At 71.9% G+C, this 12,440-nt stretch carries 12 protein-coding genes and 1 pseudogene; 10 read left to right on the top strand and 3 right to left on the bottom strand.

What is annotated here, in order from left to right:
- Positions 1–457, bottom strand: a pseudogene (locus AB0H87_RS28260) (hypothetical protein); the annotation flags it as partial.
- Between the two features lie 161 nt (positions 458–618).
- On the opposite strand from AB0H87_RS28260, the gene AB0H87_RS28255 reads away from it, so the two are divergent.
- From AB0H87_RS28255 to AB0H87_RS28235, 5 genes are all read left to right on the top strand, one after another.
- Entirely contained in the window at positions 619–2,952 is a 2,334-nt protein-coding gene (locus AB0H87_RS28255) for an AAA family ATPase (protein ID WP_360152003.1), read from the top strand.
- A gap of 97 nt (positions 2,953–3,049) precedes the next feature.
- Entirely contained in the window at positions 3,050–3,925 is an 876-nt protein-coding gene (locus tag AB0H87_RS28250; protein WP_360152000.1) for a hypothetical protein, read from the top strand.
- Complete coding sequence (locus AB0H87_RS28245) at positions 3,922–4,626, top strand: hypothetical protein (RefSeq protein WP_360151997.1); 705 nt, start codon at positions 3,922–3,924, stop codon at positions 4,624–4,626. The genes AB0H87_RS28250 and AB0H87_RS28245 overlap by 4 nt, the downstream gene beginning before the upstream one ends.
- A gap of 42 nt (positions 4,627–4,668) precedes the next feature.
- The gene (locus AB0H87_RS28240; protein WP_360151994.1) at positions 4,669–5,094 is read left to right on the top strand and encodes a glutaredoxin domain-containing protein; all 426 of its coding nucleotides are present in this window, start codon (positions 4,669–4,671) and stop codon (positions 5,092–5,094) included.
- 66 nt (positions 5,095–5,160) lie between these two features.
- The gene (locus AB0H87_RS28235) at positions 5,161–6,363 is read left to right on the top strand and encodes a hypothetical protein (protein WP_360151991.1); all 1,203 of its coding nucleotides are present in this window, start codon (positions 5,161–5,163) and stop codon (positions 6,361–6,363) included.
- A 5-nt stretch (positions 6,364–6,368) separates the two neighbouring features.
- Here AB0H87_RS28235 and AB0H87_RS28230 read toward each other — a convergent pair whose 3' ends face one another.
- The gene (locus tag AB0H87_RS28230) at positions 6,369–7,331 is read right to left on the bottom strand and encodes a DUF5937 family protein (protein WP_360151988.1); all 963 of its coding nucleotides are present in this window, start codon (positions 7,329–7,331) and stop codon (positions 6,369–6,371) included.
- Positions 7,332–7,389: 58 nt separating this feature from the next.
- Between AB0H87_RS28230 and AB0H87_RS28225 the strand changes: the two genes are divergently transcribed.
- Positions 7,390–7,836 carry a pyridoxamine 5'-phosphate oxidase family protein gene (locus tag AB0H87_RS28225; protein WP_360151985.1) on the top strand — a complete coding sequence of 149 codons (447 nt, stop codon included), beginning with the start codon at positions 7,390–7,392 and terminating at the stop codon, positions 7,834–7,836.
- Positions 7,837–7,842: 6 nt separating this feature from the next.
- Here the strand turns inward: AB0H87_RS28225 and AB0H87_RS28220 are convergent, their stop codons facing one another.
- The gene (locus tag AB0H87_RS28220; protein ID WP_360151982.1) at positions 7,843–8,727 is read right to left on the bottom strand and encodes a hypothetical protein; all 885 of its coding nucleotides are present in this window, start codon (positions 8,725–8,727) and stop codon (positions 7,843–7,845) included.
- A gap of 168 nt (positions 8,728–8,895) precedes the next feature.
- Between AB0H87_RS28220 and pstS the strand changes: the two genes are divergently transcribed.
- The 4 genes from pstS to AB0H87_RS28200 form a co-directional block, all read left to right on the top strand.
- Positions 8,896–9,996: a phosphate ABC transporter substrate-binding protein PstS gene (gene pstS, locus AB0H87_RS28215; protein WP_360151979.1), complete on the top strand. Its 1,101-nt coding sequence runs from the start codon at positions 8,896–8,898 to the stop codon at positions 9,994–9,996.
- A 32-nt stretch (positions 9,997–10,028) separates the two neighbouring features.
- Positions 10,029–10,988: a phosphate ABC transporter permease subunit PstC gene (gene pstC, locus AB0H87_RS28210; protein ID WP_360151976.1), complete on the top strand. Its 960-nt coding sequence runs from the start codon at positions 10,029–10,031 to the stop codon at positions 10,986–10,988.
- A 52-nt stretch (positions 10,989–11,040) separates the two neighbouring features.
- Positions 11,041–12,123 carry a phosphate ABC transporter permease PstA gene (pstA, locus tag AB0H87_RS28205; RefSeq protein ID WP_360151973.1) on the top strand — a complete coding sequence of 361 codons (1,083 nt, stop codon included), beginning with the start codon at positions 11,041–11,043 and terminating at the stop codon, positions 12,121–12,123.
- A 28-nt stretch (positions 12,124–12,151) separates the two neighbouring features.
- The coding region (locus tag AB0H87_RS28200; protein WP_360151970.1) for an ATP-binding cassette domain-containing protein at positions 12,152–12,440 on the top strand (289 nt) is incomplete at its 3' end.

Genomic DNA, 12,440 nt, shown 5'->3' with positions numbered 1-12,440 from the left:
AACGCAGCGCGGCGGCGAGCGTGAACTCGGCGAACATCACGACGACCCCGAGGACGGCGTCGGTGTAGCTCAGCTGGCCGGCGGCCGCCCAGTGCCCGGTGCGGGCGCCCGTGCCGGGCCGGAAGACGGCCGCGCGCCGCGGGCTCGCGATCGTCACCGCGCCGCGGTGCTCGCTGCCGATCACGCCGGCGACGGGCAGGTTCACGTGGTACGAGTCGATCACCTCGGCGCCGATCGCGACGTCGGCGCCGAACCGGATGTCGCCGAGGGTGACCGCGCCGAGCCGGGCCAGCTCGGCCTCGAAGGCCAGCGGCCGGACCCGGTCGAGCAGGTCCAGGTCGACGTCGTAGTAGAACTCCGCGCAGAAGGCGCGAGCCTCGTCCAGGTCGCTGAGGCGGAAGGAGTGCGTCTCGAGCGGCGTCGGGTCGGCACGCTCTGTGGTCGGCCGGTGACGCATGACCATGAGCATCGTCCGCCCAGTGTCAGACGTCAATTGAGCGCAGAGCGGGGTTGCCGGTCCAGTGGTTCGGCAACCCCGCGCTGTCTCAGCGATCCATCCGGATCGGGCTCACTCAGCGATCCGATCCGGATCGGGCTCAGCGGTCCAGCGTCGACGCGGTGCGGTCGGCCTCGACGAACTCGATCTCGTCGACCCGGCCCGAGGCGTCGTCGCCCATCCGGGCGATCGCCGAGCTGGCCGAGGACCTGCCGAAGCTCGTCTACGTGAAGCGGCCCGCGCCGGACAAGGACCCCCGGCTCGCCGCGATGCTGGACGGGATCCGACAGGACGCCCGGGTCTCGTACCGGACCTTCGGCGCGGCGGAGGAGCTGCGCGGCATGGTCCGCGACGACATCGCGCTGCTGCTCAGCGAGCGGTTCGCCGCGCCGGCGCCGCCGCCGGACCCCGACCCGGACCTGGCCACGGTGCCGGCGCCGGCCAGCCCGATCCTCGGCCGGGACGAGGAGATCGACCGCCTGGAGAAGCTGCTGCGGGACCCGGGCGTACGCCTGGTGACGCTGACCGGGCCGGGCGGGGTCGGCAAGACCCGGCTGGCCACCGAGCTGGCGGTCATGCTCGCCGACGCGTACCCGGACGGGGTGCGGTTCGTCGAGCTGTCCACGGTGACCACGACCGACCTGGTCGGTGCGGCGCTCGCCCAGGAGCTCGGCCTGCACACCACGGCGAGCCGGCCACCGATCGACGACGTGCAGTCGTATCTGCGCAACCGCACGCTGCTCCTGGTGATCGACAACTTCGAGCAGGTGGCGGAGGCCGCGCCGGTGATCAGCACCCTGCTCGCCGCGGCGCCCGGCGTCACCGCTCTGGTCACCAGCCGGGCGGCACTGCGGCTCACCGGCGAGCACACCGTCGAGGTGCTGCCCCTGCCGTTGCCGGACCCGGACAGCGACTACAGCGACGCGCGTACCGGAGCGGTCCGGCTCTTCGTCGACCGCGCCCGCGCGGCCAACCGCGACTTCGCGCTCACGCCGGAGAACACCCAGGCGGTGATCGAGATCTGCCGCCGGCTGGACGGGCTGCCGCTGGCGATCGAGCTCGCGGCCGCGAAGGTGCGGGTGCTGCCGCCGCCGGCCCTGCTCGAGCGGCTGCGCAAGGGGATCGGCGCGCTCACCGGTGGCGCGCGCGACCTGCCGGTCCGGCAGCGCACACTGCGCAACACCATCGCCTGGAGCCACGACCTGCTGACCCACGACCAGCAGCGGCTCTTCTGCCACCTCGGCGCGTTCGCGGGCGGCTTCGACCTGGCGGCGGTCGAGTCGGTTTTCGGGCCGGCGGCCGTGGACACGCTCGACGTGCTGGTCGAGAGCAGCCTCGTCACGCAGGACGTCCGCGAGAGCGAGCCGCGGTTCCGGATGCTCGACAGCATCAGGGAGTACGCGCTTGACCGGCTCCGGGACAGCGGCCTGTGGCATCCCGCGCACGTCGCCGTCGCGGGGTACTTCCTCGCCCTGGCCGAGCGGCTCGAGCCGCTGCTGGGCATCGACCCGGCCGCGCTCGAGGGCCTGGAGATCGAGCACGACAACCTCAACGCGTCGATGAACTGGTTCATCGACGAGCGCGACTACCAGCGCGCGATCCGCATGGGCTGGGCGCTCTGGGTGTTCTGGTGGCTGCACGGGCACGTCGAGGAGAGCGCCCGCTACATGTACCAGATCGCCGCCGAGGCCCGGGACCTGTCGGACGAGGCGACCGCGTTCCTGCTGATCGGCACGGGCGCGACGGCCTTCGTCAGCGGCGACACCGAGCGTGCCGAGCGCGACCTGACCCGGGCCGAGCAGCTGCTCCGGACGTTCGGCGATGACGGGAACCGGGCACTGGCCACCGGCGTGCTCGGCACGATCGCGATGCGCCGCGGCCACTACGCCCGGGCCCGCGAGCTGCTGGAGGAGACCCGGTTGCTGGGCGCGAACTCCAACACCGACTGGGTGCGCTCGCTCTACTACAGCCGCATGGGGATCATCTCGCTGCGCGAGGGCGACCCGAAGACGGCCGCCCGGATCTTCCGTGAGGGATTGGAGACCGCCCGCGGCTCGTACGACCGGCTCGGCACGATCGCCGACCTCTACAGCCTCGCGGTCACCGCGGTCACGACCGGCGACCTGGACGGCGCCGAGCAGTACCTGCGCGACGGCATGACGAACGCCGCCGAGGCGGGCGACCGGGGGAGCATGGCGTTCTGCCTGGAGGCGCTGGCCGACGTCTGCGCGCGGCGCGGGAGGTACGCCCGGGCGGTCCGGATGACGGCCGCCGCCCGGTCGTTGCGCACCGCGTCGACCACGGTCTGGTTGCGGGCGTACGTGCCGGACTGGCCGACCGCGTACGGTGGCCTGCCGGCGTTGCGGAGCCAGCTGGCCGACGAGGAGTTCTCGTCGGCGTGGGCGCGGGGGAGCGAGGACGACATCAGCTCGGCGGTGGAGTTCGCGACGAGCTAGTTTCCCGACAAAACGGACGAAAAGCCAAGGTCGCGGTCGCGGTCACGGTGGCGGGATACGGTGGCGGGAGACGGGCGCCTCGGGGGGAGGACGCGCCATGTCCACAGTGGATAACTCCGCGCACGCGTTGACGGGTCGGGAGACCGAGCAGGTGCGCACGCGCGTACGCCTGCTGATCGAGCTCACGTCGCGGACCAACGAGTACCGGCGCGGCCTGGCCGCGGCGGCCCGCCGGCTCAGCCCGGAGGAGGCCGCCGTCCTCGTCGACCTGGAGAAGCACGGCATGCAGGTGCCGCAGCTGCACGACGTGCTGTGCGGCGGCCACGTGCTGGTCGACAACCCGCAGCTGTACGAGGACTGGCGCCACGCCAAGGGCGCCCGCGAACGGATCTCCAGCCACCACAAGCAGATCGACAAGAAGAGGTGGCCGGACATCGGCATGCGCGGCTCGGTGGTGCGGGAGAAGCTGCACGGGCGCACCGACCAGGGCACCTGGGTGCAGCTCGAGAAGACGCCGGCGGCGTTCGGCAAGAAGAAGCTGCCGAGCGTCGACGACCTGCGGCACCTGGTCGACTACTTCACCTACCGGATCACGCGCTCGAACGTGGGGCCGTGGGGCCTGTCCCGGAAGACCGAGCGCCGGCCGATGTACCTGTCGCCGGACATCGCGATGCCGCAGAGCGTACCGCCGGCGGTGTCGTCGTCCCTGACGAGCGCGCTGCGCAATCTGGAGGAGGGCGACGACATCACGTCGGCGTCGGCGGACCTGGCGCGGCTGTTCCCGCCGCCGGAGCGCGACGACCCGGCCGACGAGCTGGGCCGCGCGATGGCCAACGGCGCGGGCCGCGGCCTGTTCGGCAACTCCAACGTCTGGGTGTCGGAGACCACGTCCGGAACGGCTGCCGCGATCCGCGGCCGAGATCGCGGGCTGCGCGGACCGGATTCGCTGCTCGCGGAGATGGGGTTGTCGTGACCACAGCAGAAGTTCCCGGTGGACTCGTCTCCTCGGTGGTCGACCTGGTCGACACGGGCCCGGTGCTGCTCGGCGCCTACACGTCGGCGGAGCTGACCGCGGTCGACGCGGTGGTCGACTTCCTCGAGGCCCGCCCGTCCGACGAGGTGCTGGCCGAGGCGGTGCGCTCGCTCGCGGCCCGCGAGCTGCTGGTCGCCAGCGACGGCGACGAACAGCTCCAGGTCCGCGGCGACCTCGGCATCGCGGTGGCCTTCCAGCAACGCGCCCGCACCGTGCTCGACGCCCGCGTGGCCGGCACGAAGCCGGGCGAGCCGTGGCGGATGCTGATGCTGCCGCAGCCGGAACCGGTCTCGATGCTGGTCCGCATCGACGCGCTCGGCGTCCACGACCTGGGCCTGTTCAAGGCGGACGACGCGCTGGACCAGCTCGTCGACTGGCTGCCGCGCGGCGACTACGAGAAGGGCGGCGAGGCCGCCGAGGTGGTCGCGGCGAGCGAGCGTTCGGCGCTGGTCACGGTCGTCCACTACACGTCGGAGGGCTCGGCGGAGACGGCGGCGGACACGGACGACCTGGTCCTGGCCCGCCGGGGCGGTGACCTCTACGCCTTCGGCCGCGACGGGTCGGAGCACGCCCGCCTGGTCCCACGCCGCCTGGACGACGACAAGGTCGACGACACCATCAGGGCCATGCTCGCCCCGTGACCGCCACGGCGCCGGCTGGCGCGGCCGGCGTACCGTGACGATGTGTTGCGGAGTTGGTGGTTGGCCGGGCTCGCGCTGGTCATCGGCCTCGCTGTGGCGGTGCCGCAGTTCCGTGGCGGCCTCTACTGGGTCGGCGGCGTCGAGCTCGTCGTGTTCGCCGTGCTGGCCTGGAGCTGGTCGCCCCTGATGTTCCCGCGGAGCGTCGGCGCCGAGCGGGCGCGACAGGACGGGCGGCCCGTCATCTACTGGCGGCCCGGCTGTCGTTACTGCCAGCGCCTGCGGTTCCGGCTCGGGCGGGACGCGCGGCGGGCGCACTGGGTCAACATCTGGGCCGACCCGCTCGGCGCGGCCGCCGTCCGGGCGGCCACGGGCGGCAACGAGACCGTGCCGACCGTCGCGCTGGGCGGACAAACCTACGTCAACCCGGATCCCCGGTGGGTGCGGGAGCGATTGCGGGAGCGCAGGTGATTTCGCCGATCCCGGACCGGGCACGGCCTGCTTGAATCGACAAACGTCGATCATCAAGGAGGCATCATGTCCCGGCGCGTACTCGGCGCCGCCGCGCTCGGCATCCTGGCGACAGCCGGGCTGCCCGCTCCGGCGGCGGCCGCCACCACGGTCTACAGCGAGAGCTTCTCCGCCGGCCTCGGCACCTTCACCGCGACCGGCTCGGTCACGACCGGCAGCTACGGCGCCCGCCTGCGTGGCGCCGGCCCGGCCATCACCTCCAGGACCATCGACCTGGCCGGGCACGCCGACCTCACCGTCTCGTACACCCGGACCGCCTCGGGTCTGGACCTCGGCGAGACGTTCACCGCCGCCTACTCGGTCGACGGCGGCTCGTTCACCGCCCTGGAGTCCGCCCGGACCGCGTCCGGTGCGGCCACCTTCGACCTGCCCGCGTCGGTCGACGGCCGCGACCTGCGGCTGCGGTTCTCCCTCGACGCCAGCAGCGTCCTGGAGACGCTGACCGTCGACGACGTGGTCGTCGCGGCCGGCGACGGCGAGGAGGGTGGTTCGCTGCCCCCGGTCGCCGACGTCACCCGGCCCGGGCCGTACGCGGTGACGATCGACCAGACCGCCGGTCCCGGCGGCGACGGCTGGCTGGTGTACCCGACCAACCTCGGCCAGAACGGTGTCGACCATCCGATCTTCGTCTGGGGCCCGGGCGCGGGCTCGACCCCGGCGGACTACACGGACATGCTGCGCCAGTGGGCCTCGCACGGCTTCGTCGTCTACAGCGACGTCTCGTCGAGCAGCGGCGCCTGGATGGTCGACGCGCTGGACTGGCTCGAGGACGAGAACGCCCGGCCGGCCAGCCCGCTCCACCAGGACCTGGACACCTCCGAGGTGGCCTTCGGCGGGCACTCCCGCGGCTCGATCGGCACGTTCGACGTGGCCACCGACCCGCGGCTGACCACGACGATCCACGTGGCCGGCGGCTCGTTCGACGGCAACGGACCGGACAACCTGCGCCGGCCGGCGCTCTACATCGGCGGTGACGAGGACTTCGCCACGCCCAACGTGGAGCGCGACTACACCGGCACCGACGTGCCCGTGTGGTTCACCGTCCTCGACGACACCGACCACATCTACGCGACCCGCAACGGCCAGCACATCATCACGGCCTGGCTGCGGTGGCACCTCGCCGACGAGAGCTTCCGGCGTACGACCGACTTCCTCACCGCCGGCTGCACGTTCTGCGACCTCGGGGCGGTCCGCTACAAGAACTGGTGATCCGCCTACCGGCAGAGGGCGTCGCCGGCCAGGGTTCGGGCGTAGACCACCCGGCGGCCCTCACGCCTGCGGGTGACCAGGCCCGCGTGGCGCAGCACCGTCAGGTGGTCGCTGATCCCGCCGGCGCTGACCCGGATCCGGCCGGCGAGGTCGAGGGTGGCCGCCGGCCGGTCCAGTTCCCGCAGGATCCGGGCCCGCCGGCGGCCGATCAGCGCCTCCAGCGCCGCGCCGCCGGTGGGTGCCGGCTCCCAGATGTCGCCGATGCCGGCCGGCGGGTAGACCAGGGCCGGGTCCCACGGCGGGTCGATCCGCGGCCAGACCAGCGGCCAGGTGAAGGCCGACGGGATGAGCAGCAGGCCGCGACCGGCCAGGTCGACGTCCGCGGTCCGGCCCGTCCCGCGGACGGTAAGGCAGTCGGCGGCCCAGCTGGCCGACGGGTGCAGGTCGGCGAACGCGGCCCGCGACCCCACCGCGACCAGGCCCCGGGCGCGGGCGGTCAGCTCGGACTCCAGGAGCGCGGAGACGGCGGCCCAGCGCGGCGCCAGGACCGCCGCCCACAGGCTCCGCATCTGGTCCACGAGCCGGTCGAGTGCGCGGGCCGGGTCGTCGACGAACGGCCGGGCGGCCGCCGGCAGGTCGGCGCCGTAGCGCTGGGTGATCTCCGCGACGACCTGCTCCGGCGGCGTCGCCGCCACGCGGTCCAGCTCCGTCTCGATCGTCGGGTGCGGCTCGCGCGGCGGCGGGCTGACGAAGACCGGCCAGTACGGACCGCCGAAGGGCGCCGCCGCGTCGAGCAACGACAGGTCGAGCGTGGGTACGCGCGGCGCCGCCCACTCCACCCAGCGGCGGTGCACGGGGGAGCGGTCCGGCCGCCGCAGCACGTAGAAGGCGCCGAGCAGCTCCATCAGCGGTGCGATCGCGAACCGGGTGTGGAGCAGGTCGTCGCGGCCGAACCGGTAGCGGATCACAGATTCAGCCTAGGCTGAATCTCTGGGTGCCAGCGGTCCGGCGGCCTACAAACGAGGTGTGACAGCCGAACTCGCGCGCACGATCATCGACGCCAACAGCTACCTGACCCTGGGCACCGCGGACGCCGACGGCCGGCCGTGGGCCACGCCGGTCTGGTTCGCCGCGGACCGGTACACCGACTTCATCTGGGTGTCGCGCCCCGGCACGCGGCACTCCCGCAACATCGCCGTCCGCCCGGACGTCGGCATCGTCGTCTTCGACTCGACGGTGCCGATCGGCCAGGGCCAGGCGGTGTACGTCGAGGCCGTCGCCGGCCAGGTCCCCGAGTCCGAGGTCGAGGTGGCGATCGCCGTCTTCTCGGCGCGGTCGGTGACCGACGGTGGCCGGACCTGGCAGGCGGCAGAGGTCGTCGGCGGTGCCCAGTTCCGCCTCTACCGGGCCCGGGCCACCGCACACTACGTCCTCGACGACCACGACAGCCGCGTCCCGGTCGCGCTGGGCTGACCCGGGTCAGCCGGGTTCGTTGGTCTGGTCCACCGTCTGCGGGCCGGCCGCGCGCCACTCCACATCGGACAGCGGCCGGCTGCGCACGGCCAGCCGGTGCAGGGCGGCGACGGCGTCCGCGCCGAGCAGCGCGCCGCTGTAGCCCACGTAGGCGACCACCCCGGGCGCCGGCTCCCAGGCGAGGGTGCCGTTGCCGCCGGACACGGTCGACACGACCGTCGGCCGGCCCCGCAGGGGAGGGCCTTCGGTGCTGTCCACGGCGTACAGCCGGTCCTCGAAACCGCCGCTGCCGCTGACACCGGTGTAGACCAGCCCGGCGCCGAGGGCCGCCTGTTCGCCCACCTCGGTCGCGCCGTAGCGCAGCTCGTGGACCGTCGGTGGCCGGTAGGGCCCGTCGGCCGCCACCGTGAGCCCCGCGGGCGGGTCGACCGCGGGCCGGCCGTCGACGACCGTCACGCGCGCCGCGACGGCCAGCAGCCCGGCCTGGCCCAGGTCGCCCCGGATCCGGGCGTGGCCACCGGCGACGGGCCAGGTGACCGCCCTGTCCGCGATCAGGCCGCGGACCTGGCCCACGGCGACCGGCTGCCCGAGCCTCGGCGCGTCGACCGGGAAGGTGACCACCGCGCCGTGCCGGCCGAGCGAGCCGTCGGGGGCGCGCAGCACCACGGTCCACGGCCCGTCGGCGGCCAGGCGGTCGCAGCGGTCGAGGCCCGACGCGACGTGCAGCGGTCGGTCGGCCCGGACGATGACGAGGCCGGCCGGCTCCGGCGCGGAGGGGCAGGTCGGTCCGACCGGCGCGGCCGCCGCCTCGGTGCGCTCCGGGGTGCACCCGCCGAGCGCCGCGAGGACGAGGACACCGGCCACGATCCGGCCTCTGATGTTGTCTCCCACGCCTAGGACGAGCCCCGGGATCGCCACGAGGTTGCGCGGGATTATAGGGATGTTTCGGGTGTAGAGCACGATTACCGCGGAGTTCCCGCAAACCCCAGCGATCCCACTATGTCCTGCTTTTAACTTTTGCTTGTGGACTGTCGCGAACGCTCGAGGGGATCTCGCAGGGTGAAGCTGCAACGGCACGGGACGGTCGCGGTCGCGGTGCTGACGGCGTCGCTCGCCCTCGGCGCGTGCGGAGCGGAGAAGGACACCGGCGCGGCGGTGGTCGGCGCGAACGTCTGGAAGATCAACTGCGCCACCGGCACGCTCAACGCGCAGGGCTCGTCCGCGCAGAAGAACGCGATGGACGAGTGGCGGAAGAACTACCAGCAGCAGTGTCCCGGATCGACCATCAACTACGAGCCGACCGGCTCCGGCGCCGGCGTGCAGGCGTTCATCTCCGGCACCGCCGACTTCGCGGGATCCGACACCGCGCTGACCTCGGCACAGCAGCCGCAGGCCAACGGCCGGTGCGGCGGTAACCAGGCGGTCAACCTGCCGATGGTGGTCGGGCCCATCGCGGTCGCGTACAACCTCTCCGGCGTCGACAACCTCCAGCTCAAGCCCAACACGCTCGCCGGCATCTTCAGCGGCGACATCGAGCAGTGGGACGACGACGCGATCAAGGCCGACAACCCGGGCGCGGCGCTCCCGTCGGAGACCATCCAGTCCGTGCACCGGTCCGACGAGTCCGGCACGACCGGCAACTTCACCGGCTACCTGACCGCGGCCGCGGGGTCCAGCTGGACCTTCGGCCAGGGGCAGGCGTGGAAGGCGCCCGGCGGCACCGGCTCCAAGGGCTCCGACGGCGTGGCCCAGTCGGTGAGCAGCACCGACGGTTCCATCGGCTACATGGAGCTGTCGTTCGCCGAGAACGCCGGGCTGAACATGGCGAAGATCCAGAACGGGGCCGGCCAGTTCCAGGAGCTGACGCCCGAGGCGGCCAGCAAGACCATTGAGGGCGCCCAGATCACCGGCACCGGCAACGACGTCACGCTGAACATCGACTACGCGACGAAGGCGGCCGGCGCGTACCCGATCGTGCTCGTCACGTACGAGATCGTCTGCAGCAAGGGCGGCCCGGCGGGCAAGACGCCGCTGATCAAGGGCTTCCTGGACTACACGGCGAGCGGTGACGGGCAGGGCGTGCTCAACGGCCTCGGCTACGCGCCGCTGCCGGGCAACGTCCAGAGCCGGGTCCAGTCCTCGGTCAACAACATCTCCTGATCCGGCGGACGCGGGCCGGCACGGGAGTCAGGATGGTCCAGCCAGGCGGCGGGTGGCTGCCACGCCGCAAGGGTTTCGGTGCTGAACGGGCGTTCAGCACCCTGACCCTGGTCGCGGGCGCGATGGTGCTCGTGATCATCGTCGCGATCACGGCGTTCCTGATCGCGAAGGCGATCCCGGCGCTCCAGGCCGACGAGGCCAACTTCATCACCGAGACCGACTGGTTCCCCAACCAGGAACCGCCGGAGTTCGGCATCGCGGCGATCGCCTGGGGCACGCTGGTCACCTCGCTGATCGCGTTGATCGTCGCCGTGCCGATCGCGTTGGGCATCGCGCTCTACCTGTCCCACTACGCCGGCCGCCGCGTCGCCACGACCTTCGGCTTCCTCGTCGACCTGCTCGCGGCCGTGCCGAGCGTGGTCTTCGGGCTGTGGGGCTTCATCGTCTTCATCCGGCCGGTCCGCACGTTCTCGGTCTGGCTCAACGACTACTTCGGCTGGCTGCCGTTCTTCGACGGGACGGGACCGTTCGGCCGCTCGTTCCTGCTCGGCGGCCTCGTGCTGGCCATCATGGTGTTGCCGATCATCACCGCGCTGTCCCGCGAGGTGTTCATGCAGACACCCACCACCGACGAGGAGGCGGCGCTCTCGCTCGGCGCCACGCGGTGGGAGATGATCCGCACCGCGGTGCTGCCGTACGGGCGGGCCGGTGTGATCGCCTCGATCATGCTCGGCCTGGGCCGGGCGCTCGGCGAGACGATCGCGCTGGCGTTGACCCTCGGCTTCATCAACGAGATCACCGTCAACATCATCCAGAACGGCGGCAACTCGATCGCCGCGAACATCGCCAACGGCTTCGGCGAGGCGGGCGACATCGGACGCGGCGCGCTGATCGCGTCCGGTCTCGTGCTGTTCGGCATCACCCTCGTCGTCAACGCGGCGGCGCGCGTGATCATCTACCGGCGTCGTGAGTTCACGGAGTCGGCGGCATGACCGATCTCAGCGACCGGCCGTGCGCCCGCGCCGACCGCGGAGAGGCGCGGGCATGATGACCGACACCGGCGTGGCGCCCGCTGGCGAGGGGCCAGGGGGCCTGCGCGGCAGGCGGACGCCCCCGGTCTTCCTCGTCGGTGTCGCGGTCGTGGCGCTCGGCGTGGCGGCGGCGATCTGCTACGGCACCGGCATCGGTGGCTGGGTGCTGATGCTGGTTATGGGCCTGGCGTTGTTCCTGATCGGAGTCTTCGCCGTGGTCGCACGGATCGAGGGCCGCCGGGCCGCGCGGGACCGGGTCTGGAACGTGCTGATCCACTGCGCCTTCATCGTCGCGATGGTGCCGCTCGTCTCGGTCGTCTGGACGCTGATCTCGAAGGGCGCCGAGCGGTTCGACGCCAACTTCTTCTCCACGTCGCTCAACAACATCGGCGCCCGGGACCCCGACGGCGGCGCCGTCCACGCGATCATCGGCACGCTCGAGCAGGTCGCCATCGCCACCGTGATCACGGTGCCGCTGGGCATCCTCGCGGCGATCTACATCGTCGAGTACGGCCGCGGCCGGTTCACGACGCTGATCCGGTTCTTCGTGGACGTCATGACCGGCATCCCGTCGATCGTCGCCGGCCTGTTCATCCTGTCGTTCTGGGTGCTGATCATCTCGCCCATCTACAACAACGGCCAGCCGTCCTTCTCGGGCTTCGCGGCCGCGCTGGCGCTGAGCGTGCTGATGCTCCCCACCATCGTCCGGTCGACCGAGGAGATGCTCCGGCTCGTGCCGGCCCCGCTGCGCGAAGGCTCGTACGCCCTCGGCGTGCCGAAGTGGAAGACCATCCTGCGGGTGGTCCTCCCGACGGCCCTGCCCGGAATCGTCACCGGCATCATGTTGTCCATAGCACGCGCGGCAGGGGAGACGGCCCCGGTACTTTTGGTGGCAGGCGGCAGTGCAGCCGTCAACATCAACCCGTTCAACAACAATCAGTCGTCGCTGTCACTCTTCGTTTTCCAACAGGCCAGCGACGCTTCCAGATTCGCACCACCCCGCGCTTGGACAGCGGCGCTCACCCTGGTGGCACTGGTGCTCATTCTCACCGTGACCGCCAAGCTCTTCGCCAGGCGCAACCGCATCGGACGTTGACATCCGTCACGGAAAGTGTCGTGCAGACATGGCAAAGCGCGTGGAAGCGAGCGGGGTCACCGCGTACTACGGTTCGTTCAAGGCGATCGACGACATCACACTGAGCGTGGAGCCCAAGTCGGTGACCGCGTTGATCGGCCCGTCGGGTTGTGGCAAGTCGACGTTCCTGCGTTCGATCAACCGGATGCACGAGGTGCTGCCGGGTGCGCGGGTCGAGGGCAAGCTGACGATCGACGACGAGAACATCTATGACAAGGATGTCGACGTCACCGCGGTGCGGCGGATGATCGGGATGGTGTTCCAGCGGCCGAACCCGT

This window comes from Asanoa sp. NPDC050611, assembly GCF_040654855.1.
In the GTDB taxonomy this organism is placed as follows: Bacteria; Actinomycetota; Actinomycetes; order Mycobacteriales; family Micromonosporaceae; genus Asanoa.
Note: the sequence above shows the minus strand (reverse complement) of the source record. Positions and strands in the feature narration are given on the sequence as shown.

Bases quoted from the DNA above. Each gene is read 5' to 3' on its own strand.
- AB0H87_RS28235 (WP_360151991.1), top strand. From the start codon at position 5,161: ATGTCCCGGCGCGTACTCGGCGCCGCCGCGCTCGGCATCCTGGCGACA.
- pstC (WP_360151976.1), top strand. From the start codon at position 10,029: ATGGTCCAGCCAGGCGGCGGGTGGCTGCCACGCCGCAAGGGTTTCGGT.
- AB0H87_RS28250 (WP_360152000.1), top strand. From the start codon at position 3,050: ATGTCCACAGTGGATAACTCCGCGCACGCGTTGACGGGTCGGGAGACC.
- pstA (WP_360151973.1), top strand. From the start codon at position 11,041: ATGATGACCGACACCGGCGTGGCGCCCGCTGGCGAGGGGCCAGGGGGC.